Annotated in this window: 20 protein-coding genes; 10 read left to right on the top strand and 10 right to left on the bottom strand. The window is 60.3% G+C overall.

Features of this window, described 5'->3' with window-relative positions; translation table 11 throughout:
- The first annotated feature begins 100 nt into the window (after nucleotides 1-100).
- The 8 genes from JKA62_RS14925 to JKA62_RS14890 all read left to right on the top strand — a co-directional run bounded on the left by JKA62_RS14925 (nucleotide 101) and on the right by JKA62_RS14890 (nucleotide 11561).
- The gene (locus JKA62_RS14925) at nucleotides 101-1969 is read left to right on the top strand and encodes an extracellular solute-binding protein (RefSeq protein WP_201818437.1); all 1869 of its coding nucleotides are present in this window, start codon (nucleotides 101-103) and stop codon (nucleotides 1967-1969) included.
- Nucleotides 1969-3030 carry a microcin C ABC transporter permease YejB gene (locus tag JKA62_RS14920; protein ID WP_007952064.1) on the top strand — a complete coding sequence of 354 codons (1062 nt, stop codon included), beginning with the start codon at nucleotides 1969-1971 and terminating at the stop codon, nucleotides 3028-3030. Before JKA62_RS14925 ends, JKA62_RS14920 begins: the two co-directional genes overlap by 1 nt.
- Nucleotides 3030-4052 (top strand): ABC transporter permease, encoded by a 1023-nt coding sequence (locus tag JKA62_RS14915; protein WP_201818436.1) that lies wholly within the window; start codon nucleotides 3030-3032, stop codon nucleotides 4050-4052. The genes JKA62_RS14920 and JKA62_RS14915 overlap by 1 nt, the downstream gene beginning before the upstream one ends.
- 13 nt (nucleotides 4053-4065) lie before the next feature.
- Nucleotides 4066-5640 (top strand): ABC transporter ATP-binding protein, encoded by a 1575-nt coding sequence (locus tag JKA62_RS14910; RefSeq protein ID WP_201818435.1) that lies wholly within the window; start codon nucleotides 4066-4068, stop codon nucleotides 5638-5640.
- Nucleotides 5641-5680: 40 nt separating this feature from the next.
- Nucleotides 5681-7096, top strand: coding sequence for a sigma-54 interaction domain-containing protein (locus JKA62_RS14905; RefSeq protein WP_201818434.1), 1416 nt, complete (start codon nucleotides 5681-5683; stop codon nucleotides 7094-7096).
- A 273-nt stretch (nucleotides 7097-7369) separates the two neighbouring features.
- On the top strand, nucleotides 7370-8761 hold the full coding sequence (locus tag JKA62_RS14900) for a GntP family permease (protein ID WP_007952055.1): 1392 nt from the start codon (nucleotides 7370-7372) through the stop codon (nucleotides 8759-8761).
- Between the two features lie 7 nt (nucleotides 8762-8768).
- The gene (gene hbdH, locus JKA62_RS14895; protein ID WP_007952053.1) at nucleotides 8769-9542 is read left to right on the top strand and encodes a 3-hydroxybutyrate dehydrogenase; all 774 of its coding nucleotides are present in this window, start codon (nucleotides 8769-8771) and stop codon (nucleotides 9540-9542) included.
- A gap of 63 nt (nucleotides 9543-9605) precedes the next feature.
- Entirely contained in the window at nucleotides 9606-11561 is a 1956-nt protein-coding gene (locus tag JKA62_RS14890; RefSeq protein ID WP_201818433.1) for an acetoacetate--CoA ligase, read from the top strand.
- A gap of 46 nt (nucleotides 11562-11607) precedes the next feature.
- Here JKA62_RS14890 and JKA62_RS14885 read toward each other — a convergent pair whose 3' ends face one another.
- On the bottom strand, nucleotides 11608-15411 hold the full coding sequence (locus tag JKA62_RS14885; protein WP_201818431.1) for a hypothetical protein: 3804 nt from the start codon (nucleotides 15409-15411) through the stop codon (nucleotides 11608-11610).
- A 128-nt stretch (nucleotides 15412-15539) separates the two neighbouring features.
- Complete coding sequence (locus JKA62_RS14880) at nucleotides 15540-16652, bottom strand: PilT/PilU family type 4a pilus ATPase (protein WP_011334475.1); 1113 nt, start codon at nucleotides 16650-16652, stop codon at nucleotides 15540-15542.
- Nucleotides 16653-16779: 127 nt separating this feature from the next.
- Here JKA62_RS14880 and JKA62_RS14875 point away from each other — a divergent pair, with 127 nt between their 5' ends.
- Together JKA62_RS14875 and JKA62_RS14870 are read left to right on the top strand one after the other, a co-directional pair.
- Nucleotides 16780-19317 carry a PAS domain-containing hybrid sensor histidine kinase/response regulator gene (locus tag JKA62_RS14875; protein WP_201818429.1) on the top strand — a complete coding sequence of 846 codons (2538 nt, stop codon included), beginning with the start codon at nucleotides 16780-16782 and terminating at the stop codon, nucleotides 19315-19317.
- A 50-nt stretch (nucleotides 19318-19367) separates the two neighbouring features.
- A complete protein-coding gene (locus tag JKA62_RS14870; protein ID WP_007952044.1) occupies nucleotides 19368-19643 on the top strand; it encodes a peptidylprolyl isomerase in 276 nt (91 codons plus the stop codon).
- Between the two features lie 49 nt (nucleotides 19644-19692).
- Here JKA62_RS14870 and JKA62_RS14865 read toward each other — a convergent pair whose 3' ends face one another.
- The 8 genes from JKA62_RS14865 to JKA62_RS14830 all read right to left on the bottom strand — a co-directional run bounded on the left by JKA62_RS14865 (nucleotide 19693) and on the right by JKA62_RS14830 (nucleotide 26344).
- On the bottom strand, nucleotides 19693-20628 hold the full coding sequence (locus JKA62_RS14865; protein ID WP_201818427.1) for a sugar kinase: 936 nt from the start codon (nucleotides 20626-20628) through the stop codon (nucleotides 19693-19695).
- On the bottom strand, nucleotides 20628-21848 hold the full coding sequence (locus tag JKA62_RS14860) for an amino acid deaminase (RefSeq protein WP_201818425.1): 1221 nt from the start codon (nucleotides 21846-21848) through the stop codon (nucleotides 20628-20630). The genes JKA62_RS14865 and JKA62_RS14860 overlap by 1 nt, the downstream gene beginning before the upstream one ends.
- Nucleotides 21849-21887: 39 nt before the next feature.
- Nucleotides 21888-22652 (bottom strand): IclR family transcriptional regulator, encoded by a 765-nt coding sequence (locus JKA62_RS14855; protein ID WP_011334479.1) that lies wholly within the window; start codon nucleotides 22650-22652, stop codon nucleotides 21888-21890.
- Nucleotides 22653-22894: 242 nt separating this feature from the next.
- Nucleotides 22895-23284, bottom strand: coding sequence for a RidA family protein (locus JKA62_RS14850; protein ID WP_039768794.1), 390 nt, complete (start codon nucleotides 23282-23284; stop codon nucleotides 22895-22897).
- A gap of 31 nt (nucleotides 23285-23315) precedes the next feature.
- Complete coding sequence (locus JKA62_RS14845; RefSeq protein WP_201818422.1) at nucleotides 23316-24113, bottom strand: amino acid ABC transporter ATP-binding protein; 798 nt, start codon at nucleotides 24111-24113, stop codon at nucleotides 23316-23318.
- Nucleotides 24110-24772, bottom strand: coding sequence for an amino acid ABC transporter permease (locus JKA62_RS14840; RefSeq protein WP_201818420.1), 663 nt, complete (start codon nucleotides 24770-24772; stop codon nucleotides 24110-24112). The genes JKA62_RS14845 and JKA62_RS14840 overlap by 4 nt, the downstream gene beginning before the upstream one ends.
- Before the next feature lie 9 nt (nucleotides 24773-24781).
- Nucleotides 24782-25444 (bottom strand): amino acid ABC transporter permease, encoded by a 663-nt coding sequence (locus tag JKA62_RS14835; RefSeq protein ID WP_059405928.1) that lies wholly within the window; start codon nucleotides 25442-25444, stop codon nucleotides 24782-24784.
- A gap of 51 nt (nucleotides 25445-25495) precedes the next feature.
- A complete protein-coding gene (locus JKA62_RS14830; protein ID WP_201818418.1) occupies nucleotides 25496-26344 on the bottom strand; it encodes a transporter substrate-binding domain-containing protein in 849 nt (282 codons plus the stop codon).
- Nucleotides 26345-26660: the final 316 nt, after the last annotated feature.

Below are 26660 nucleotides of genomic sequence, written 5' to 3'. Positions count from 1 at the left end.
ATGGCGGGCCGTTTTGTTTTGGTTACACCACACCGCTGGCGAACGGCGCGCCGCTCGCGTACAAATTGCGCTTATCGATTACCCGGCTTTAAGGCTGACAATGCGACTGGCTTTCCCGACATTGATGTTCACTGCCGTAACCCTGCTGCTGGGGATCACCGGTGTGGACGCCGCACCGCAGCATGCAATGACCGTCTATGGCGAACCGGCAAAGTACCCGCCCGGGTTCAGTCACTTCGATTACACCAACGCCCGGGCGCCCAAGGGTGGGACGATGCGCCGCTCGGCCATCGAGATCGGCCACTTCGACCACGTCCTGCCGTATATCGACAAAGGTATCGGCGTCAGCCAGATCGACGGCCTGCTGTATTCCCCGCTGGCCCAGCGTTCGCTCGACGAGCCCTACACCGTATACGGCCTCGTGGCGCAGAAAATGGAACGCTCGGATGACGGCCTGTCGTTGCGTTTCTTTATCAATCCCAAGGCCCGCTTCGCCGATGGCAAGCCGATCACCGCCGAAGACGTGCGCTACACCTATGATTTGCTGATGACCCAGGGCAGCCTGCGTTATCGCACCCAGTTCGCCGACGTCAAAGGCGTCGAAGTCGAAGCCCCGCTCACCGTACGTTTCGATTTCAAGAGCAACGAAAACCGCACCCTGCCGCTGGACATCGCGACCCTGCCGGTATTTCCCGAGCATTGGTGGAAGACCCGTGATTTCGCCGGCGGTGGCGGCTATGAACCGCCGCTGGGCAGCGGCCCGTATCGGGTCGGCAAGGTCGACTCCGGGCGTAGCATCACCTTTGAACGCAATCCCGACTGGTGGGGCAAGGACCTGCCGGTCAGCCGTGGCCTGTACAACTTCGATCACTTCAGCATCGAGTACTTCGGCGACACCGACGTCGCCCGCCAGGTCCTGCGCGGCGGCGCCTACGACTACAACCGTGAGTTCTCCGCCACCGGCTACTCCATCGGCTACGAGAGCCCGGCCCTGAGCGACGGTCGTCTGCAAAAGGCTCATCTGGCCACCGAAGCGCCGCAGTCGGCACAGGGCTTCGTGTTCAACCTGCAAAAGCCGATGTTCCAGGATCGTCGGGTACGCCAGGCGCTGGCCATGCTCTGGGATTTCGAATGGAGCAACCGGCAGATGATGCGCAATATGTACATCCGCCAGCAGAGTTACTTTTCCAACACAGATCTGGCCGCCCGGCAGTTGCCGGATGCCGCCGAGCTGAAGATTCTCGAACCCTTGCGCGGCCAGATTCCCGACGAGGTGTTTACCCGGGTCTTCGAAGCACCGAAGACCGATGGCAGCGGCATTATCCGCGACAAACAACTGCAAGCGCTGGAGCTGCTGGAACAGGCCGGCTGGAAACCCGATGGCGACCAGTTGGTCAACGAACGCGGCGAGCCGCTGAGTTTCACCTTTCTGGTCAGCCAGAACGGCATGGATCGCCTGCTGCTGCCCTACAAGCGCACGCTGAAACAGATCGGCATCAACCTCGACATCCGTCGCATCGATTCCTCGCAGTACGTCAACCGCCTGATGAGCCGCGACTACGACATGATCGTCACCGGCTACCCGGTCACCACCTCCCCCGGCGGCGAACTGTTGAACTACTTCGGTTCGGCATCGGCCAACGATCCCGGCGCCAACAACTACATGGTGCTGAAGAACCCGGCGGTCGACACCTTGATCAACGGCCTGATCCGCGCCTCGACCCAGCCTGAAATGCTGCGCTATGCCCATGCGCTGGATCGGGTGCTGCAATGGAACTACTACTGGATTCCCAACTATTACCCGCCGGGCACGTCCACCGTGTGGTGGAACCGTTTCGGCATTCCCACCGTGCAGGCGAGCAATAACGAAGCGATCGAGAGCTGGTGGGAAATCAGCAGCACGCCGCTGACCAATCAGCAGATGACGGCCGAGAAGATCAGCCGTGGCAGACCCGGAGGGCCGCACTGATGTGGGCTTACATACTGCGGCGCCTGCTGCTGATCATCCCGACGCTGGTGATCATTCTGCTGGTCAACTTCGTGATCATTCAGGCCGCGCCGGGTGGTCCGGTGGAACAGGCCATCGCCCACCTGCAAGGCATCGGCGGCGCCAGCGTCGGCGGCGGTGCGAGCGAGACCATGAGCGGCACCTCCCGCGCCAGCCGCGGCCTCGATCCGCAGCTGATCAAGGACATCGAAAAACAGTACGGCTTCGACAAACCCGCCCATGAACGCCTGTGGCTGATGCTCAAGAATTACGCGCAACTGGATTTCGGCAAAAGCTTTTTCCGCGGCGCCACGGTCACCGACCTGATCCTGCAGAAAATGCCGGTGACCATTTCCCTTGGCCTGTGGGCGACGCTGATCACTTATCTGGTGTCGATCCCGCTGGGCATCCGCAAAGCCGTGCACCACGGCAGCCATTTCGATATCTGGAGCAGCACGGCGATCATCATCGGCTACGCCATGCCGGCATTCCTGTTCGCGATGTTCCTGATCGTGGTGTTCGCCGGCGGCACCTCGCTGAACTGGTTCCCGGTGCGCGGGCTGGTGTCCGACAACTTCGAATCCCTGTCGACGCTGGGCAAGATCACCGACTACTTCTGGCACTTGGTGTTGCCGGTCACGGCCTTGGTGATCGGCGGTTTCGCCACCCTGACCATCCTCACCAAGAACTCGTTCCTCAATGAAATCACCCGTCAATACGTGGTCACCGCGCGCGCCAAAGGCCTGAGCGAAAACCGGGTGCTCTATGGGCATGTCTTCCGCAACGCGATGCTGCTGGTGGTGTCGGGCATTCCCCAGGCGTTCATCAGTGTGTTCTTCGCCGGTTCGTTGCTGATCGAAGTGATCTTCTCTCTCGACGGTCTGGGGCGCATGAGTTACGAAGCGGCCGTGTCCCGTGATTATCCGGTGGTGTTCGGCTCGCTGTTCATCTTCACCCTGTTCGGCCTGCTGATAAAACTGATCGGCGACCTGTGCTACACGCTGGTCGACCCGCGCATCGACTTCGCCGCGAGGAACGCCTGATGTTCAAGCTCTCGCCTCTGGGCCGTCGCCGCTTCGAACGCTTCAAGAAAAACCGCCGGGGCTGGTGGTCGCTATGGCTGTTTATCGGTCTGTTCCTGCTCAGCCTTGGCGGCGAACTGATTGCCAACGACAAGCCATTGGTCGTCAGTTATCACGGCCAATGGTATTTCCCGGTATTCAAGCGCCACACCGAACAGGAGTTTGGCGGGCAACTTCCATTCCAGGCCGACTACCGCAGCGATTACGTACAGAAGCTGATCCGCAAGGACGGTGGCTGGCTGCTGTTCCCGCCGATTCCGTTCAGTGACGACACCCCGAATTACGACCTCAACAAACCGGCGCCGAGCCCGCCGACTTCGGTCAACTGGCTGGGCACCGACGATCAGGCGCGCGACGTACTGGCCCGGGTGATCTTCGGCGCGCGGGTGTCGATCCTGTTCGCCCTGATGCTGACCTTCGTCAGCGCTCTGATCGGCATAGCGGCCGGCGCCCTGCAGGGCTATTACGGGGGCTGGGTCGATCTGCTCGGCCAGCGTTTGCTGGAGGTCTGGTCGGGGTTGCCTGTGCTTTACCTGCTGATCATCCTTTCGGGATTCGTCGAGCCGAACTTCTGGTGGCTGCTGGGGATCATGGCGCTGTTTTCCTGGCTGGCGTTGGTGGACGTGGTACGCGCCGAGTTCCTGCGCGGGCGCAATCTCGAGTACGTCAAGGCTGCCCGAGCCTTGGGCTTGAGCGATCGTAAAGTGATTGTCCGGCACATCCTGCCCAACGCAATGAACGCGACCCTGAGCTACCTGCCCTTCATTCTGACCGGGGCGATTTCGACCCTGACCGCGCTGGATTTCCTGGGTTTCGGCATGCCCGCCGGCAGCGCGTCACTGGGTGAGTTGATCGGTCAGGGCAAACAGAACCTGCAAGCGCCGTGGCTCGGCTTGACCGCTTTTTTCACCCTGGCGTTGATTCTTTCCCTGTTGGTATTCATCGGCGAAGCGTTGCGCGATGCCTTTGACCCGCGCTCATGAACGGCCCCTTGATATGACTGACAATCTGATCGAAATCCGTGACCTCAGCGTCGCCTTCCATGGCCAGACCGTGGTGCGCAACCTGTGCCTGGACATCCGCCCCGGCGAGTGCCTGGCGCTGGTCGGCGAGTCTGGTTCGGGCAAGTCGGTGACGGCCCACTCGATCCTGCAACTGCTCCCCGAATCCGATGCCAGAACGACCGGCAGTATTCGTTATCGCGGACAGGAACTGGTCGGCGCCGATCCCAAGACCCTTCGCGATCTGCGAGGCAACCGCATCGCCATGATTTTCCAGGAGCCGATGACCTCGCTCAATCCGTTACACACGATTGAAAAGCAGATCGGCGAAACCCTGTTGCTGCACCGTGGCCTCGGTGGCAAAGAGGCTCAGGCACGGATCCTCGAACTGCTGGAACTGGTGGGCATCCAGAAACCGAAAGAACGGCTGAAGGCTTATCCGCATCAGCTGTCCGGCGGGCAGCGCCAGCGGGTGATGATTGCGATGGCCCTGGCCTGCGAGCCGGAATTGCTGATCGCCGACGAACCAACCACCGCACTCGATGTGACCGTACAGCGCAAGATTCTGTTGCTGCTCAAATCCTTGCAACGGCGCCTGGGCATGTCGCTTCTGCTGATCAGTCACGACCTCAATCTGGTGCGCAGCATCGCCCAACGGGTGTGCGTGATGAAGGCCGGCGAGATCGTCGAGCAGGCGCCGTGCGAAACCCTGTTCACCGAGCCGAAACACCCTTACAGCTGCGTGTTGCTCAACGCTGAACCGGAAGGCGAAGCGCTCCCGCGGGACGAACGCGAAAACGTGCTCGAAGTCGATGACCTGCGGGTTGATTTCACGGTCGGCGGCGGGCTGTTCCAGCGCAAGCAATACCTGCGCGCGGTGGACGGCATCAGCCTGAACATCCAGCGCGGCAAGACGCTGGGCATCGTCGGCGAGTCCGGTTCGGGCAAGTCTACCCTCGGTCAGGCGATCCTGCGGCTGCTCGAATCCAAGGGCAGCATTCGCTTCCAGGGCACGGCACTCGACGGTCTCGACCAGAAACAGATGCGGCCGTGGCGCCGGCAGATGCAGGTGGTGTTCCAGGACCCGTTCGGCAGTCTCAGCCCGCGCATGTCGGTGGCGCAGATCATCAGCGAAGGGCTGGAGGTGCATTGCCAGTCCACTGCCGACGAGTGCGACGACCAGGTGATCCGCGTGCTCAAGGAAGTGGGCCTCGACCCTGAAAGCCGTCACCGCTACCCCCATGAGTTTTCCGGCGGGCAGCGTCAGCGCATTGCCATTGCCCGGGCACTGGTGCTCAAACCGGCGCTGATCTTGCTCGATGAGCCGACTTCGGCGCTGGATCGCACCGTGCAGAAACAGGTGGTCGCCCTGCTCCGCCAGCTACAGGAAAAACACGGCCTGACGTATCTGTTCATCAGTCATGACCTGGCCGTAGTGCGGGCGCTGGCCCACGACATGATCGTGATCAAGGATGGCAAGGTGGTCGAAAGCGGCGCCAGCCATGACGTGTTCGATTCACCGCAGCATCCCTATACCAAAGAGCTGTTGGCCGCGGCGCATCCGGGATAGGCATAATCGCGCCACCTGACTTACGCCAATGGACGCCGCCATGAACACCACCGAAAGCCTCAAGGATTACCAACGGGTTCGCGCCCTGGCGATCCGTTCGTTGTTCGAGATCATCGAGCAATCCAGTGAGGGCACGGTGATTGTCGACCGCGACGCGAACATCGTCTGGATGAACGAGCGCTACGCTCGGCGCTTCGGGCTCGACTCCGCCGCCGGGGCCATCGGCAAGCCTTGCGAAAGCGTGATCCCCGGCAGCCTGCTGCGCGAAGTGGTGCGCACCGGGCGGCCGATTCTGCTGGACATGCAGGACACCCCGAAAGAACCGCTGGTGGTGATGCGCCTGCCGATCCATGACGACGCCGGCGCGGTGATCGGTGCTATCGGTTTTGCCCTGTTCGACGAACTGCGCACGCTGTCGCCGATGCTCAAGCGCTACCTGAGCATGCAGGAAGAACTGGCCTCGACCCGTTCGCTGCTGCGTGCAAGGCAGACCAAATACAACTTCGCCCACTTCATCGGCACCAGTGCTGCGAGCCTGGAAGTCAAACGCCGTGCCCGTCGCAGCGCCAGTGCCGAGTCGCCGGTGCTGTTGCTGGGCGAAACCGGCAGCGGCAAGGAGTTGCTGGCTCAAGCGATCCACGGCGCTTCGCCTCGGGCGCACAAGGCGTTCGTCAGCATCAACAGCGCAGCGATTCCCGAGACGCTGCTCGAGGCCGAGTTCTTCGGCACCGCGCCCGGCGCCTTCACCGGCGCCGACCGCAAGGGCCGCACCGGCAAGTTGCAGATTGCTCAGGGCGGGACGCTGTTTCTCGACGAGATCGGCGACATGCCGTTGCCGCTGCAAAGCAAATTGCTGCGGGTGCTGCAGGAAAAGGAATTCGAGCCTGTAGGCTCCAACGATGTGATCCAGAGCGATGTGCGGGTGATTGCGGCGACCTCGACGGATCTGGAGGCGGCGATCAAGCGTGGCGAATTCCGCGCCGACTTGTATTACCGCCTCAACGTATTGCCAATTCAGGTGCCGCCACTGCGTGAACGACTGGACGATCTGCCGGCCCTCAGTGAGGCGATTCTTGAAGAACTGCGCAGTCAACATGAACTGAACCGCGAAGCGCTGGAGCTGCTGGGTCAGCATGCCTGGCCAGGCAATATCCGCGAGCTGCGCAATGTACTGGAGCGGGCAGCGTTGCTCAGCGATGACTTGATGCTGACGGCGGATGACATTCGCTCTGCAATTGGAACGTTTACACCGGTTGAGCGAACGCTGGCACCCTTGCCTGAACCGGCAATCAACGAGACCTTCAGTCAAGCCCGGGAGCGTTTTGACCGGCAGTTGATTCAATCCACCCTCGCGCAATGCGGGGGCAAGGTGATTGAGGCGGCTGAGCGGTTGGGACTGGGCCGTTCGACGCTTTACAAGAAAATGATTGCGCTGGGGATCGCAGAGTCTCAATAAGGAGACACAGTTCTCCAAATCAAGACAACATCAAAAGCATCGCGGGCAAGCCCGCTCCCACAGGGGAATGCGTTCAATTGTCGGAGCGGGCTTGCCCGCGAAAGCGTCCTCTCAGTCATAGAAGTCTCAATAAAGAGACAAAACCTCGAAAGCCATCACCAAAAATCAAACTAATTCCTTTTATTTCAACAAGTTAACCATCTGGCACAGATCTCGCTATAGCCCTCCCCACACCCGTTCCACCCACAAAAATAACAATCGAAGGAGCACACCATGAGTGTGATCATCGCCTTGGCAGCCCTCGCGCTGCTGATGCTCGCGGCCTATCGTGGCTACAGCGTTATCCTTTTTGCCCCGATCGCCGCCCTCGGCGCCGTCCTGCTCACCGACCCGTCTGCCGTCGCCCCTGCTTTCACCGGGGTGTTCATGGAGAAAATGGTCGGCTTCATCAAACTCTACTTTCCCGTGTTCCTGCTCGGCGCCGTGTTCGGCAAGCTGATCGAGTTGTCGGGTTTCTCCCGCTCGATCGTCGCGGCAGCGATTCGCTTGCTCGGCACCCGCCAGGCGATGCTGGTGATCGTGCTGGTCTGCGCCCTGCTCACCTACGGCGGCGTTTCGCTGTTCGTCGTGGTGTTCGCGGTCTACCCGTTCGCAGCGGAAATGTTCCGCCAGAGCAACATCCCCAAGCGCCTGATCCCGGCGACCATCGCCCTCGGCGCGTTCTCGTTCACCATGGACGCCCTGCCCGGCACGCCGCAGATCCAGAACATCATCCCCAGCACCTTCTTCAACACCACCGCCTGGGCGGCGCCATGGCTGGGTGTGATCGGCACGATTTTCGTGTTCTGCGCCGGCATGCTGTTCCTGCAGCGCCAGCGCAACAAGGCGCAGCGTGCCGGTGAAGGCTACGGCACCGAACTGCGCAACGAACCGGAAACCGCCGAAGACCTGAAACTGCCGAACCCATGGATCGCCCTGTCGCCGCTGCTGGCGGTGGGCATCATGAACCTGTTGTTCACCCAGTGGATTCCGCAGTGGTATGGCAAGACCCACAGCCTCGCGCTGCCGGGCATGGCCGCACCGGTCACCACCGAGATCGCCAAACTCACGGCGATCTGGGCGGTGCAGGCGGCCCTGTTGGTCGGCATCCTGATGGTGCTGGCATTCGGCTTTAAAGCGATCAAAAGCAAGCTTGCCGAGGGCAGCAAAAGCGCAGTCAGCGGTGCACTGCTGGCGGCGATGAATACCGCGTCGGAATACGGTTTCGGTGCGGTTATCGCCTCGCTGCCAGGTTTCCTGGTGCTGGCCGACTGGCTCAAGAGCATTCCCAATCCGCTGGTCAACGAAGCGATCACCGTGACCCTTCTGGCCGGTATCACCGGTTCCGCTTCGGGCGGCATGAGTATCGCGCTGGCAGCGATGTCCGAACAATTCATCAGCGCCGCCCACGCCGCCAACATTCCGCTGGAAGTGCTGCATCGGGTGGCCGCGATGGCCAGCGGCGGCATGGACACCCTGCCGCACAACGGCGCGGTGATCACCCTGCTCGCCGTCACTGGCCTGACTCACCGTGAGGCCTACAAGGACATTTTCTGTATTACGCTGATCAAGACCCTGGCGGTTTTCGTGGTGATCGGCACTTTCTACGCTACTGGCATTGTGTGAGGTATTGATGACGACTCTTTCTGGCAAGACCGCACTGGTTACCGGCTCCACCAGCGGAATCGGGCTGGGCATCGCCCTGACGCTGGCCAAGGCTGGCGCCAACCTGATCCTAAACGGCTTTGGCGACGCCTCCAAGGTGATCGCCGAAGTCGAGCAGTTCGGCGGCAAGGTCGGCCATCACCCGGCGGACGTCAGCGATCCCGCCCAGATCGCCGACATGATTGCCTACGCCGAACGCGAGTTCGGCGGCGTGGACATTCTGGTCAACAACGCCGGCATCCAGCACGTCGCGGCGGTGGAAGAATTTCCGGTGGAGCGCTGGGATTCGATCATCGCGATCAACCTGTCGTCGGTGTTTCACAGCACTCGCCTGAGTTTGCCGGGCATGCGCGCCAAGGGCTGGGGGCGAATCGTCAACATCGCCTCGGTGCATGGTCTGGTCGGTTCCACCGGCAAAGCCGCGTACGTGGCAGCCAAGCATGGGGTGATCGGCCTGACCAAGGTGGTCGGCCTGGAAACCGCCGCCAGCAACGTCACCTGCAACGCCATCTGCCCGGGCTGGGTGCTGACGCCGCTGGTGCAGAAGCAGATCGATGATCGCGCAGCCAAGGGCGTGGACCCGCAGCAGGCGCAACACGATTTGCTGGCCGAAAAACAGCCATCGCTGGAGTTCGTCACGCCTGCACACCTGGGTGAACTGGTGTTGTTCCTGTGCAGCGAGGCCGGCAGCCAGGTGCGTGGCGCCGCGTGGAATATCGATGGCGGGTGGCTCGCGCAGTAAGCGTGCAAATGATCGCTCCCACGCTGTCGTGGGAGCCTTCTGACCAACAATAAGAGGCAAACCATGTCCGACATTCTCTGGCAGCCCGATGCCAAACGCATTGCCCGATCCCGCATGGACGGCTTTCGGCGCTTCATCAATCAGCGCCACCACCTGAAGCTCGACGACTACCCGGCCCTGCATCAATGGTCCATCGACCAGCGCGAAGCGTTCTGGCAAGCGATCGTGGATTTCTTCGACATCAGTTTTCACACCCAACCGGACGCCGTTCTGCGCGGAGGTCTGAAAATGCCGGGTGCCGAGTGGTTTCCCGGCGCCACCCTGAACTTCGCCGAGCATCTGTTGAGCCGACGCGACGATGCCATCGCTGTCATCGCTATCGGGGAAAACGGCCAGCGTGAACTGCTGACCTGGGCCGAACTGGCCCAGCAGGTCGCCGGGTTCCAGGCCAGCCTGCAAGCGGCCGGCGTGGTGGTTGGCGACCGGGTTGCGGCCTGCATGCCCAATACCTGGCAAACCCTGGTGGCGATGCTCGCGACCACCAGTCTCGGCGCAATCTGGTCATGCTCCTCGCCGGACTTCGGCACCCACGGCGTGATCGACCGCTTCGGCCAGATCGAACCGAAGGTGCTGATCACCTGCGCCGGCTACCGTTACGCTGGCAAGGAGATCGACCAGACCGTCAAGGTCAATGAAATCCTCGAACAGCTGCCGTCACTGCAACAGCTGATCATCGTGCCCTACGCGCGACCTCAAGCCCATGCCACGGATTACCGGACACCCGCCAACGTCACGCTGTGGGACGACTTCTACGAACCGGGCGATGAACCGCACTTCGTCCCGGTGCCGTTCGATCATCCGCTGTACGTGCTGTATTCCAGCGGTACCACCGGCGTGCCGAAGTGCATCGTGCACAGCACCGGCGGCGTGTTGCTGCAACACGCCAAGGAACACGGGCTGCATGTCGATCTGGGTCCCGGCGACCGGTTGTTCTACTACACCACGTGTGGCTGGATGATGTGGAACTGGCTGGTCTCGGCACTGGCGGTCGGCAGCACAGTGGTGCTGTATGACGGTTCACCGTTTTATCCGGACAACGAGCGGTTGCTGGAGTTGCTGGACGACGAGCAGGTCAGCGTGTTCGGTACCAGTCCGAAATTTCTCGCGACCTTGGAAAGCAGCGGCATCAAACCGCGTGAAAGCTACGACCTGAGCCACCTGAAAACCCTGCTTTGCACCGGCTCCGCACTGTCACCGCGGAGTTATGACTTCGTCTATCGCGACTTCAAACCGGATGTGTGCTTGTCCTCGATGTCCGGCGGTACGGACATCGTGTCCTGCTTCGTCAACGGCAACCCGATGTCAGCAGTCCGCCGGGGCGAAATCATGGGCAAGAGCCTGGCCATGGCGGTGGAAGTGTGGAACGACGCCGGGCAACCGGTCGTTGGCGAAAAAGGCGAACTGGTGTGTACCCGGTCATTTCCGGCGGTGCCTATCGGACTCTGGAACGATCCCGATGGCGAGAAACTCAGCAAATCCTATTTCAGCCAGTTCCCCGGCGTCTGGGCCCAGGGTGACTACGCCGAACAACTGCCCCACGGCGGGATGCTGATTCACGGCCGCTCCGACGCCGTGCTCAACCCCGGCGGCGTGCGCATCGGCACGGCGGAAATCTACCGTCAGGTGGAAAAAGTCCCGGAGGTGCTGGACAGCGTCGCCATCGGCCAACAGTGGCAGGACGATGTGCGCGTGGTGCTGTTCGTGCACCTCAAGGACGGCGTAACGCTGGATGACACGCTACAACAGCAGATCCGCCAGGTGATCCGTGCCAACACCACACCGCGCCATGTGCCGGCGAAGATCGTCGCGGTCACCGACATTCCGCGCACCATCAGCGGCAAAGTGGTGGAGCTGGCCGTGCGCAATGTGGTGCACGGTGAACCAGTGAAAAACACCGATGCGCTGGCCAATCCGCAAGCGCTCGAGCAGTTTCGCGATCGACCGGAATTGAACAGCTGACAACAGCGCTCCTGTGCCAGGAGCGCTGTTCTGTAATGCAGACGGATTATTCAGGTCGGTTCAGGGTCAACACCACCGGTTCGGCAATCGCACCGGTGCGACGGGTCGCGAGACAGGCTTCAAGCGTGTAGAAGTTGCGCTCGAATTCCGGTTTGTCGGTGTAGTACTGTCCGAGCAACGAGATGACCAAGGCCAGTGAGTCAGCGTTTTCAACGGCCTTGGTTGCCGAGTGGTATTGCGTCGTGGCGCAGTCCTCATCCGTCGCAAGGTTGCCGCTGGCAAGATTGAGCAGCGACGCAACGTTCAGCATCTGGTCAGTGCCGCCACTCTTAGCGGTATCGCTGGCGTAGCTGACATCTTCAGTCTGCGCTGCACCGTGCAGCATCTCGTGAATCAGGTCATCCGCCACTACAGCGTGGTTGTAAGCGTGCCCGATGAAATGAGCGTTCAGATTGCGCGTATAGATTTCCATGAACATCACCTTGGGTCGCTCGTTGGCGCTGGCGGCGATCCATTGCCGGTACAACTGCGGATTGAAGGAGGCGATATTGCCGTTGTCCTTGTACGGGTCAAGGATCAGATTGCTCAGGGAAAAACCGGCGAAGTCCGTGCGGATCAGCTTCAGGTATTTCAACAACCGGTCCTTGGCATCCGACGTATTGCTGCCTAGAAAGGCCTTGATGATGAAATCCCGTTCCTTGGTGAAATCATGATCGCCAAGGGCCTTGATCGCCTGTTCGATCTTCGCCTTGGCCTTCGGCAAGCTGTTCTCGATGACGGCCCGGGTGTAACTGATCGGCAGTGTTTTATGGAATTGGCTCACCCTGAAAGGCGAATCGATCGCGAAATGGCTCAGCTTTGGCCCCCAGGCCTTGCCCGTGCGATCAAGTGCGTACCAATGGAAGTCTTCGCGTGCAGCCAGGACGGTCAGGGTGTCGGCACTGACCGCTTTCGGGCGCCAGGTGCCTTGTCCGACGATCGCGTTGTGACGGGTACCGAGCAGTCGCCCGGATTTGTGAGTGCCTTTGATATGACTCATCTGTGATTTGGCCAGGGCAATGATTTCCTGAGTCTGCCGACTCAAACGCATCCCGCCCTTATAGACCAGCTTGCCCGTGCCGCGCACGACTGAAGGCAGGTCATCCAGCGGGTTGAAAATGGCAATCCCGGTGGCAATTGCCAGCTTGGCGAGGTGCCCCAGTCTGGTGGTCAGCGAGGATGCCTTTGACACGATCGAAGCTGTTTTGCTGGCAACACCCGCAACGGTGCCCACTAGTGCAATGGCATCCATGGCGCAACCGTAGAGGCCGTCGACCACCAGATTGTGTTCGCCGGAACTGAGGTCCTGAATGCAGCGTTTGAATGGCACGGCGAGATCCACGATGTAGGTCGCCACCACTTCACCCTTTGCCCGCTCACGTTCGAGTTCCGTGGGCACAGTAGCGGCCGCCCGCAGTTGCTCAAAGGTCATCAACGGATGCCGCGACACGACAAGAGCCGAAATCTGCTCGATCCGCGGGTCAGAGAAATTCTGGTACTCGCTGTTTTTCGGTTTCGAAGGCGTTGTCGGTGCAGACAACACAATCAACTTGTCGATAATCGCTTCGCTGCGCGTGACTTTGAAATCATTCGCCACGCCTTCGATGTAGCACTTGATATTGATCGGCAACCGCTGTTTGGGAGTCGGTGCTACATGGGTCTTCAGATCGCCCTTGAAATCCACCCGGGCCGGGGCCTGGAGCTTGCCACTGCTGACGATCAGCCTGGCCAGTTCATCGTTACGGTGGATTTCACCCCGCAAGGTGAACACTTCATAGCAACTCGTTTTGCCGCCATGGGTGGCACACATGACAACACCGAACCGTCCCGTCGCGGCATCCTTTCCGGCCTGGCTCTCGACGGGCTCTTCTCGGGTCAACGGCCCGCCTATTGGAGTGGTACGAGTGATGACGGCAGAGTCACGTACGGTCAGAAACGTCAATTCACCGCGCAGCACATCCTGCAGGTCGAAATAGGACATCCGCGACAGCGCCAGCTTGAGGGTTGTGGCCAGGGCTTCGTTCAACTGGTCCAGATGACTGCGCAGCTGACGGATGAATTCGACATTGTTATCTACCAACCTCAACAGTTGTGGATAGCGGCGGTAAATGCTCACGACCGATGGATCGTGAAGTGCAGGTCTGCTGCCGGTTATCTGGGATAGCAGATCAGGTGCCTTGCTGTCTGGAAAGACAGGGCGAAAGTTCCACTGCTGTGTTGTGAGGTCGCCGGACATGTGCAGGTCGATCATCGACATGGTGGTCGGAGACGCCCCAAGTCCAGGACGCTGATTGAGCCGCGGCTTTTCCAGAAAGTCGCACCCCGGGGTGGCAGGCTCCAGCGCTGCCCTGGCGATGGCCCTGCGGTCAGGCAGTGGCGTGGAATAGGCAATGCTGACCTGAGAGAAATTCGCCACGTATTGCTGATAGGCGACGATGGCCCGCTGCGTTGTCGCCTGCTCGTCCTGCTTCAGCTCGGTTTCAGTGACGACTGCGTTGATCAACGCCCAGTCCACGATCGGATCGATCAATGCCAGCGTATGCACATCGGCCAGCGCCTGACTGACTGGCTCCAGCTGCGCATACGCCATGATCTGCGCATAAGTCATCACGCGCGCAGCGCCTTGAACGACTGCTTCGACCAAAGCGACACCCCGACAGAAAGCCACCCACTCGAGCGATCCGATCGTGATGGAGGTCGGAACCTGCCTGACAATGAATTCAGGGGCAACCTGTGCCAGACACAAATGAATCGCCAGCGGTGCCGAATCGTGCCTGACCCATTGATTGTTCACCATATGATCACGCAATCCCTCCAGGACAACCGATGCCGGCCTGCCGAGATAACGTGACGAGTACATCTCGTAACTGCCAATAGACTTTCTGTTCTGCGGCTTGCCGATAAATGGATTGATATCCAGCAACAGCGCGGTCACCAACAGCTGGTCAAGTTGCGACTCGGACATCGTCTGCCCCGCCTGCGAGCCATACCAGCCCAACCGCTGCAGGCATGAGCGCGCCCAGTCCTGCGATATCGAATGGCCAATGACTTGTTTTAACAACACCGCGGCATTGTCATGCACTGCGACCCCGATCCGGGAACCCGACATCAAACTGTCCAGCAACCTGGATTGACTGGGTAATTGCTGAGACGTGACGTTTTTGATCGCCAGGCATTGTTCGGAAGACAACGTAATGAATGATTTATCGTCCACGACGAGTTGTCCGCTATAGTTCCCAAGTTCATCAACTTCCGGAAAATCGAACTCGAAGTAAGCAATCAGATTATTCAGCTGAGCGGCCGTAGTGGGCACATCATAGCCATGAAACCCCAGCCATTGTTCCACGGTAATTTCGTTGTCTGTCCATACATACCCACCCGATTCCTTGGCGATATCCGTTATCAGCGACAACACCGAGTGATCGAATCCCAACCCTTCGCGATTCTTGTGATCCTTGAAATCAATCCAGCCATCTGGAGCGAATACTTCCATTTTTCCCGACTGAGCAACGCAAATCGGCGGCCGGTCCTGCTGCGTCAGGCCCAGCAACAGACTTTGCATGGCAACTGTTTGGGTCAAGCTACTCAAGAGCGCCTTGCCAGGCGCATGAATCAAATCCAGAGAAGAGTTCTTTTGCAATTCGATCTGGTAGTCCCATCCCAGAATTTTCTGGTCTGTCGCACTGTTCGCCAGACTCAACTTAAGTTCCGCCAATACCAGATTGCGCTCTGATGCATCAGCATCGAGGCGCTGTTGCGTGTCTATACCGGCTGCATACTTGAAAAATTTCTCGTTCGCTTTATAGCTCATAGTTCCCTCATGAATAACAATGTATGCCTGCTTGGCGGAGGCGATCCTACTTCCACCCAACAAACTTTCCAGTCGTTATTCATGAGACAACATTTCAATCAAACAAACCGAGGCTGAAATCAACCCCTTCAATCAGCCAGCCCCCATTCACCCGAACTTGAAGTGGGCGTCTCGCCTTGGCGCTCCAACTTCAACTTCAACTTCAACTTCAAATTATTGATTGAGTCCGCATGTTTAAGTGCCTCCTGCACACTTAAAACACCTTCAGCCACCAACTTGTAAAGTGCGTCATCGAAAGTCTGCATGCCCAGCTCTGTGGATTTTTCCATGATGACTTTCAACTCGCCCAGTTCATTGCGACGAATGAGGTCGGCAATGGTGGGCGACCCCAACATGACTTCCACTGCCGCCCGTCGCTGGCCATCAAGCGTGCGTACCAGACGTTGGGAAACGAAGGCCTTCAAATGATTGCCTAAACTGTGCAGCAATTGCGGGCGACGCTCTTCGGGAAAGAAATTGATGATCCGGTCCAGCGCCTGATTGGCGTTGTTGGCGTGCAAAGTCGACAGGACCAGATGCCCGGTTTCGGCGAAAGCCAGCGCATGCTCCATGGTCTCGCGGTCACGGATCTCGCCGATCAGCACCACGTCCGGGGCCTGGCGCAGGGTGTTTTTCAGTGCAGCGTGAAAGCTGCGGGTATCGACCCCGACTTCGCGCTGGTTGATGATCGATTTCTTGTGGCGATGGATATATTCCACCGGGTCTTCAATGGTGATGATGTGCCCGCTGCTATGGCGATTGCGATGATCGATCAATGCCGCCAGCGAGGTCGACTTGCCCGAGTCCGTAGCACCGACAAACAGGATCAGCCCCTGTTTGAGCATCACCGTTTCCAGCAATACCGCTGGCAATTTGAGGTCTTCGAATCGCGGAATGTCGAGTTTGACGTTACGGATCACGATTGACACATCGTTGCGCTGTTTGAATATATTGACCCGGAAGCGGCCGATGCCGGTACGGGAAATCGCCAGGTTCATTTCCAGATCCCGGTCGAACTCCCGGCGCTGCTCGGCGTCCATCAGGGAGGTGGCGACAGTCGCCACTTCGCCGGGCTTGAAGGGCTGATCGTTCAAGGGCGTCAGCACCCCGTCGAACCGCGCACTCGGCGGTGCGCCCGTGGACAGGAACAGATCCGAACCGTGGCGGCTCGCCAGTTGTTTGAGCAATGCGTCGATTTCCATGGCCAAAAGCACCTGCGAAGCTTTCAATGGACTTAAGACCGTGCGTCGTGACGCGACGGGCCTTACAGCGTCTACCGCTCTAGCATAATAGACGCCGCCTCACCGACCGACGCCCAGGATTGATGTGATGAACGCTGTACCGAACACCAACGCCGCCCAGACATTGATCGCCCGAACCGACTGGAGCCGCAGCCCGCTGGGCGCCGCCGGCACCTGGCCTCAGAGCCTGCGCACCGCGGTGGACATCGTGCTTCACTCGCCGATGCCGATGCTGCTGTTGTGGGGCCCGCAATTGACCCAGATCTACAACGACGGCTTCGCGCTGCTGGCCGGCAACAAGCATCCGCACGCTTTCGGACAACCAGCGCACCAGATATGGCCGGAACTTCGAGACTTTACCGACCCTATTTACAGCGCCGTCCTACAGGGCCAGGTGCGAACCTACAGCGAACGACGCTTCACCCTGCAACGGGACGGCCAGGAGTCCGACTTCTGGCTTGACCTGACCTACAGTCCAATCCGCGACGAAAGCGCGCAGGTGGCCGGAATTCTGGTCACCGCCATCGAAACCAACGAACGCCGACGCATTGCCCTAGAACTGCAGCAGCGCTCCGAAGACAGCCTCAAGGCCCAGCGCGAAAGCGAAGAACGCCTGCAACTGGCGTTGGCAGCCACCGATGCGGTCGGCACCTGGGATTGGGACATCGGCGAAGACCGCTTCATTGCCGACGCGCATTTCGCCCAGTTGCACGGTGTCGATCCGGCGCTGGCCGGTCAGTTGCCGATCAGCGAGTATCTGCACGGCGTGCACCCCGAAGACCGCGCAATGATCGCCCGCAGTATCAAGCATTGCATTACCCACGGCACCGAATACGCCGAGGAATACCGCCTGCTGCAGGCCAACGGCGAACTGCGCTGGGTGTTCGCCCGCGGGCGTTGCTACAAGGATCATCATGGTCGGCCGACGCGCTTTCTCGGCGCTGCGCTGGATCTGACCGAACGCAAGCACACCGAACAGGCATTGCGGCAAAGTCAGACCGAGCTGCAACTGATCATCAACGCCATGCCGATCCTGATCAGTTATGTCGACCACGAGGAACGCTTTCGCCTGAACAACGCCGCGTACCTCGACTGGTACGGGCTCACGCCGCAGGAGCTGTACGGTCGCACGATCCGCGAGGTGATCGGCGAAGAGGCCTATTTCCTGCGGGCACCTTACATCGCCGAAGCACTCGCCGGTCGCCCCTGCTCGTTCAGCCTGTACACGCCGCACCGCGACGGCAGCCAGCGGCATGCCTTGATGAATTACCTGCCGCGCCACGGTGCGGACGGTGCAGTGAACGGTTTCTACATCTTCGTGATCGACGAAACCGAACGCAAAAAGACCGAAGAAGCCCTGCGCAACCTCAATGAAACCCTTGAGGAGCGTGTGAGTGCGCGCACCGAACAACTGGCCCAGGCCAACCAGCGTTTGCAGAACGAAATGTTCGAACGCGAGCGCGCCGAAGACGCTCTGCGTCACGCACAGAAAATGGAAGCGGTCGGCCAGCTCACCGGCGGCATCGCCCACGACTTCAACAACATGCTGACCGGCATCATCGGCAGCCTCGACCTGATGCAACGCTACATCGCCAGTGGCCGCGCCGATGAGATCGGCCGTTTCACCGACGCGGCGGTGTCTTCGGCCAACCGCGCGGCGGCATTGACCCACCGTCTGCTGGCGTTCTCCCGGCGTCAGTCGCTGGATCGCAAGACTATCGACGTCAATGAACTGATCCACTCGCTGGAAGACCTGATCCGCCGCACTAAAGGTGATCCGATCGAGCTCAAGTTGCGCCTGGCCGACAATGTATGGCCGGTCAGCACCGATGTCAGCCAACTGGAAAACGCCCTGCTCAACCTGGTGATCAACGCCCGCGATGCCATGCCGGACGGCGGTGAACTACTGATCGAAACGGCCAACGTCTACCTCGACGGCAACGACATCACTACCCTCGAACCGGTCAAGGCCGGTGATTACCTGATGCTGGCGGTGAGCGACAACGGCACCGGCATGACGCCTTCAGTACGTTCCAAAGCGTTCGATCCGTTCTTTACGACCAAACCCATCGGGCAAGGCACCGGGCTCGGCTTGTCGATGATTTATGGCTTTGCCCAGCAATCGGGAGGGCACGTCAGCCTCGACAGCCTGCCGGGCCAGGGCACCTGCGTGCGCCTGTACTTGCCGCGTTTGTATGCACTGGAAGCGGAGCAGCCGGCAATCGAAGCGGTTGCCGAGGCTCCGGCTGTCGCCACTGGCGAAACCGTGGTGGTGGTCGAGGACGATCCGGCAGTGCGCATGCTGGTCATGGACCTGCTCAAGGAGCTGGGTTATCGCGCCCATGAGGCCGAAGACGCCAAGGGTGCCTTGCCGCTACTGGAATCCGACCTGCGGGTGGACCTGCTGGTGACCGACGTCGGCCTGCCGGGCATGAACGGTCGGCAAATGGCAGAGATCGCCCGTCAACATCGTCCGAGGCTCAAAGTGTTGTTCATGACCGGTTACGCGCAGAAAGCCGCCGAGCGTCAGGGCTTCCTCGAAGACGGCATGGACATGGTCGCCAAGCCGTTTTCCATCGAACAGCTGGCCGGCAAGATCCGCACGATGATCAGCCAAAACCCGTGACTTGAGGCATAATCCGCGCCCCGCCGTCACCCCGCTACAGGTATTGCACGATGAAAGCCCAAGCCCGCCACATTCTGGTGAAAACCGCCGAAGAGGCTGAAAAACTCAAACAACGCATCGCCAACGGTGAAGCGTTCGATGTGCTGGCGAAGAAATTTTCGACCTGCCCGTCCGGCAAGCGCGGCGGCGATCTGGGTGAAGTGCGGCCGGGGCAGATGGTCGGTGCGATCGATGCGGTGATCTTCAAGAAACCGCTGCGCACCGTGCACGGGCCGATCAAGAGTAAATTTGGGTATCACCTGGTGCAGGTGTTTTACCGCGACTGATCCAGTGCCCTGAAGGCGCGGCTTTCGGCAGCGCCTTCAGGGATCGGAATCAAGCTTTAGGGATCAACGCCCCGGGCACTTGAATGACCTGACTGGCCAAGCGGTGTCCCGCCTCCGCCGCTTGCGCAGGGCTTGCGCCCGACAAGCGACTCGCCAGATACGCCGCACTGAACGAATCCCCCGCAGCCGTGGTGTCCACCACTGTCTCGACCTTCTGCGCCGGGACTTCAAACGCTTCCCCGTCACAACGGATCAAGCACGCTTCAGCGCCACGCTTGAGCACCACTTCCGGCGTGCCGATCTGCGCGTACGCTTCAAACACCGCGTCACAGTCTTCGAAATGGAACAGCGCCTGTTCGTCGTCCACCGTCAGCAACGCCAGATCGACATGGGGCAACACGCTGCGATACGCCGCCCGCGCCTCTTCCACCGAAGCCCACAGGCGTGGGCGGTAGTTGTTGTCGAAGACGATTCGCGCGTCACGCTGGCGGGCCTCGATCAAGGTCTCGATCAGTTTTTCCCGACCCAGGGCTCCGAGTACCGCCAGCGTGATACCGCTGAAATACAGCACGTCGTAATCCGCCAGCGCCGCCAGAATCGGCGCGGACGCCGGCGTGGTGAAGCAGTCGCGCACAGCGGCTTCGTTGCGCCAGTAAAGGAAACGACGTTCGCCGGCAGCGTCCGTTTGAATGCAATACAGGCCCGGCAAACGACCGGGCAAGCGCTGGACCAGATCCAGACCAATGCCTTCGTCGGCCCATATGCGGCACATCGCGTCACTGAAACTGTCGTCGCCCAGCGCCGTGACGTAATCGACCTGCGCCTTGTCGCCCATGGCGCGGGACAGATAGACCGCCGTGTTCAGTGTGTCGCCGCCAAAGCTCTGTTGCAGGCTGCCGTCGGCACGTTGCTGGAGTTCGATCATGCATTCGCCGATCAGGGCGATGCGCGGGGGGTTCGGACCCAAAGGACTGAGCGCGCTCATCAGAAACAGGTTTCCATGGTTTCGATCACCGACAGTTGCTCGTCCACCAGCAGCCCCACGCGCCACTTGTCGAAGGTCAGGCATGGGTGCGAAGTGCCGAAGGAAATGATGTCGCCCACGCGCAACTCCACGCCCGGCGCCACGGTCATGAACGCGTGCTGGTCCATTACCGCCGTCACCTTGCAGGCGCCGACATCGTCGCCCACCGCCGGCAGCACGCCGGCCTTGTAACGCAGCAGCGGCACCGGCATCCCGGCATCGAACGCCACGTCACGCTTGCCCAGGGCAATCACCGCGAAGCCCGGTTCCGGCATTGACTGCACGTGGGCCCAGACTTCCAGCGCCGGACGCAGGCCTTCGTGCAGGTCGCTGCGACGGTCGAGCACGCAGCACTGCGCCTCTTTATAGATGCCATGGTCGTGGGCCACGTAACTGCCGGGACGCAGCACGCTGAGGAAACGCCCGCCAGCGTTCTGCGCTTCGAACGATTCGGCAATCAGGTCGTACCACGCCGAACCCGACGCAGTGATGATCGGCTTGGCAATGGCGAATGCGCCGCTGTCCTGCAACTGCACGGCCAGGCGTACCAGCGAAGCCGCGAATTCACGGATGCCGCTGACGGCGTGATCGCCATGGATCACGCCTTCGTAACCTTCGATACCGGTCAAGGCCAGCGCCGGTTGCGTACCGATAGCCTTGGCCAGTTCAATGACTTCCTGCTCGCTGCGGCAACCGCAACGGCCGCCGACCACGCCGTATTCGATCATCACGTTCAGACGCACACCGCGCGATGCGAAATAAGCGCCCAGATCGGCGACGTTGTCCGGGTGATCGACCATGCAATAGAAATCGAAGCCGGAATCGGCCGCCAGCAGATCGGCAATCAGCGCCATGTTCGGCGTACCGACCAGTTGGTTGGCCATCAACACCCGGCGCACGCCGTGGGCGTAAGCAGCTCGGGTCTGGGTCGCGCTGGCCAGGGTGATGCCCCACGCGCCGGCTTCGAGCTGACGACGAAACAGCGCCGGGGTCATGCTGGTCTTGCCGTGGGGCGCGAGTTCGGCGCCGCTGTCGCTGACGAACTTCTGCATCCAGCGGATGTTGTGCTCCAGCGCTTCGCGGTGCAGCACCAGCGCGGGCAGGCTGATGTCACGCACCAGTTGCGCGCCGAGGGCGGCGTCGCCCTTTTCCACGGCAGCAGTGTTGTTGGCAGTCGTCATGGTCGAACTCCTCACAGTCGCGCCCGCAGGCAGGCGCGGTTATTCGTTGATTCGCCGGGCGAGGCTGTTGGCGCTCTCGATCAAGACCCGGCGATAGTCGTTGTAATTGTTCTTGGCATCGGCACGCGGGGCGACGATGCACAGGGTGCAGATGGCAACGCCTTGAGGGTCTTTGACCGGGGCGGCGAAGCAGTGGGTAAAGGTGTCGGCGACACTGTCGAAGGAGAAGAAACCGTCGATGCCGGCCTGACGGATTTCCGCCAGAAACGTCTCCATCGGCAGACGTTCGCCATCCGGCAGGATGAAGTCGTCGGGGTCGATCAAGTCGCTGATCTGCTGGTCACTCAAGTGCGCCAGCAGCAGGCGTCCCGAGGCGGTCCACGGGATTGGCGCGTTTTCGCCGATATCGGAAGAAATGCGGAAATGCCGCTCGCCCTCCTTCATCAGCGCCACCGTGTATTTGCGCCCGTTGAGCAGGCACATCTGCGCGGTTTCCCGGGTCTGGCTGACGATCTCCTGCAAGGCGTGATCGGCCTCGCGACTGAGGTCGAAATGCCGCAAGTGCGCCTGGCCGAGGAAGTACAGCTGACGACCGAGATAGACGTGACCGTCCTTGCCCACCGGCTCCAGAATCCGACGTTCGAGCAATGACGCCACCAGTTCGTAGACCGTGGATTTCGGGCTGCCGATACCGTTGGCGATATCGTTCGGGCGCAGTGGCTGGCCGATTTCCTTGAGGAAATCGAGGATATCGAACGCCCGGTCCAGACCGCGTGCCCGGCGCTTGATGGTGTCTTCGGTCATTTCTGTGGTTCCCTTAAAAGATGCCGGGATGGTAACTGGCCCTTGGCGTTGTGTCAGTTGGATCGCAGCCCTCACCCCCCGCCCTTCCGAAACGTCGGACCGCCCGGAGGGAGAGGGAGCCTGATCGCATCGATGCAAATGCCATCGTCTGACACAACAATCTGCATCGATGGAAATCAGTCCCCTCTCCTGGGGGAGAGGGCCAGGGTGAGGGAGCTATGGACTCAGCAACGCCACACCTCTCAAGCCTTCTTCTTGTAAGCAATGCAGTCGATCTCGACCTTGCAGTCGACCATCATGCTCGCCTGTACGCAGGCTCGGGCCGGTGCGTGTTCAGGCTTGAAGTACTCGCCGAAGACCTTGTTGAAACTGGTGAAATCCCGCGGATCGTCCAGCCACACGCCGGCGCGCACTACATCTTCCAGGCCATAACCGGCCTCTTCGAGAATCGCGATCAGGTTCTTCATGGTCTGGTGCGTCTGCTCGACGATGCCGCCCACAATGATCTCGCCATCCACCGCCGGCACCTGCCCGGAAACGTGCAGCCAGCCATCGGCTTCAACGGCGCGGGCGAATGGGCGCGGCTGGCCGCCAGCGGCGGTGCTGCCGGTGCCGTAACGAGTAATGCTCATGGGTGTTTCTCCTGATTGAAAAAGTGAAAAGTCAGAACCGCGTGCTTTTGAGAAATTCCGCCAGCCGCGGCGATTGAGGGCGCTCGAACAGTTCCTTGGGAGGCCCCTGCTCTTCGATGCGCCCCTGATTCATGAAAACGATCTTGTCCGAGACCTCGAAGGCAAAACGCATTTCGTGGGTCACCAGCAACATGGTCATGCCGTCCTCGGCCAGGCCTTTGATCACGTTCAGCACTTCGCCGACCAGTTCCGGATCGAGGGCCGAAGTGACTTCGTCGAACAGCATCAGGCTCGGGTTCATCGCAATCGCCCGGGCAATCGCCACGCGCTGCTGCTGACCCCCGGACAACTGACCGGGAAAGTGATTGCGCCGCTCCAGCAGGCCGACCCGATCCAGCCATTTCTCGGCCAGGACCACGGCTTCGTCCTTGTGCATCTTTTTGACTTTGAGCAGGCCGAGCGTGACGTTTTGCAACGCGGTGAGATGCGGGAACAGGTTGAATTGCTGAAACGCCATGCCGGTCATCGCCCGATGGCGAGCAATGACTTTTTCCGGGTGGCGCACGCGTTTGCCGTTGAGTTCGTCATAGCCGATGGATTCGCCGTCGAGCAGGATCTGCCCGCCCTGGAATTCCTCGAGCATGTTCACGCAGCGCAGCAGCGTGGTCTTGCCCGAACCGCTGGAGCCGATCAGCGTCACCACGTTGCCACGCTGCATGCTCAGGTCGACGCCCTTGAGCACTTCGACCGCGCCGTATTGCTTGTGCAGGCCACGGATGTCCAGCAAGGGCTGACCGTTCTGGACGTTGGAAACTTGAGCTTGAGTCATGGCAGGGCCACCCGCTTTTCAATGTGCCGGCCGAGTAATTCGATGCCGTAGTTGATGACGAAGAACAGAAAACCGGCGAACAGGTAAAACTCCAGGGTCATGAACGTCCGGGCGATGATTTGCTGGGTGCTGAGCAACAGCTCGGCCACGCCGATCACCGACAGCAAGGTCGAGGCCTTGACGATTTCCGTGGACGAGTTGACCCAGGTCGGCAGGATCTGCCGCAGCGCCTGAGGCAACAGCACGTAGCCGAGGGACTGATAGAACGTCAGACCGATGGCCTTGCCGGCTTCCATCTGCCAGCGTGGCAACGCCTGCAACGCGCCGCGCACGATTTCGGCCACGTGGGAGCCGCAAAACAGCGTCAGACCCAATGCGCCGGCCTGAAATGCGCTGATCTGCCAACCAAGCGCCGGAGCCATGTAGAAGCACGCCAACACCAGCACGAACACCGGCGTACCGCGAATCAGGTCGACATAAAAGCGGAACGGCGCGCGCATCCAGAACTTGCCGTAGGTCAGCACCAGACCGGCGAAAACGCCGATGACCGTGCCGAACAGAATGGCCAGCGCCGACACCTGCACGCTGGTCAGAAAGCCTTGCCACAAGGCTTCGCGGGCAATCCACAACTCATGCAACCAACTGGGGGATTGGTACATCGCAGCCTCCTATCGGCGGATCGCCAGACGCTGCTCGAGGTAACGCAGCAGCATGGCAATGAGGTAACAGGCCGCGACATACAACGCCGTGGTTACCAGCCAGGTTTCGATCACCCGGTAGCTTTCGACGTTGATCTTGCGCGCGTAATAGGTCAGCTCCGGCACCGCGATTGCGGCGGCCAGCGAGGTGTCCTTGAACAGCGAAATGAAGTTGTTCGACAGCGCCGGCAGCACGTTGCGCAACATCACCGGCACGGTGACGTAGGCTTTCACCTGCCACTCGCCCAGACCAATGGCCAGCCCCGCTTCGCGCTGGCCCTTGGGAATGCTCAACAAACCACCGCGGAACACTTCGGTCAGGTACGCCCCGGCATACAGCGACAGGGTGATGATGAACGACGGGATCTTGTCCAGCCGGATCCCCAGGCTCGGCAGCGCAAAGTAGATCAACAGAATCAACACCAGAATCGGCGTGTTACGGATCACCGTCACATACACCGATGCCAGCACCCGCAAGGCGCGATGCTTCGACAGCAAGGCAAACGCCATCAGCAGGCCGATCACGCAGCCGATGGCGATCGACACCAGTGCCAGTTCGAGGCCCAGACCGAGCCCCGCCAGCAAGGTGTCGAAATCGCGCCACACGGCGGCAAAGTTCAACTGATAGTTCATGGTCGGCAGTACCTTGAGCGGGGCGCATCAGGGCGCCCCACTCTCACGGGATCATTTGAATTCGACAGGGAAACCGATGGCAGGCGATGGCAGATCCACGCCGAACCATTGCTTGAACGACGCGGCATAAGTCGGGAACTCGACGCCGGTCATGGCTTCATGCAGGGCGGTGTTGACGAAGTTCAGCCAGTCCTGATCGCCGCGTTTGACGGCGCAGGCGTAGGTCTGCGGGCTCCAGGCATACGTCGGGCTACGGTAGCGGCCAGGGTTCTGCACCATCAGGTATTTGACCGAAGACTGATCGGTCGCAGCGGCATCGGCGCGACCGGAGTTAACGGCCTGGTACATCAGATCGACGCTGTCGTACTGATCGACCTTGGCCTTGGGCAGCGCCTGATGCACCAGCTCTTCGGCGTACACGTTCTGCAGCACGGCTACGGTCACGCCGTCACCACCGGCCTGCAGGTCTTCGATTTCCTTGTACTTGCTGTTGTTCGGCAGCAACAGGCCGACGCCTTCGCGGTAGTACGGCAGGGTGAACGCCACTTGCTGCGCACGGCTGGCGGTGACGGTGATGAACTGGCAGCTCATGTCGACCTTGTCGGTCAGCAGGTTGGGAATCCGCGCATCGGACGACTGCACTACGAACTCGACTTTGCTCGGGTCATTGAACAGACCTTTGGCCACCATCCGGGCGATGTCGATATCAAAGCCCTGCAACTTGCCGTCCGCGCCCTGGAAGTGCCACGGCGCATTGGTGCTGCCGGTCCCCACAATCAGTTTTCCACGGGCCAGGACGCTGTCGAGCTTGCTGTCAGCCGCCTGGGCGATACCCATGACAGCGGACGAAGCCGCGAGAACAAAAACACACGTTTTGAACAAGGAAGGTCGGCGATGCATGGCAAGCACTCCTGGAAGTTGTTTATTCCGCTATACCGGAATACGGTTTGTTACTACGGAATAGACAGCAGAAAGTGTGCCACAGGATTCATGGGGAATCTGCAAAGGATTGAATTTTGTTTTGAATCAAAGGGATGGAAGAAACCTGCGAAACGCTGCAACCAACATTGATTAATCACTTCGCTACTTTGCGCCACACGTGGCGGGTATCCAGGCCACATCCTGGTGCGCGATGCACGATTGGGCGCGGGCTGCACCTGTCAACTCTGACAGTTGCGGCAACGGCCGCGCGCGCCCTAACGTCGTACCACCCAGC

This window comes from Pseudomonas sp. B7 (assembly GCF_016735645.1).
GTDB classification, from domain to species: domain Bacteria; phylum Pseudomonadota; class Gammaproteobacteria; order Pseudomonadales; family Pseudomonadaceae; genus Aquipseudomonas; species Aquipseudomonas glycinae.
This window is presented reverse-complemented; position numbering and strand designations above follow the sequence as displayed.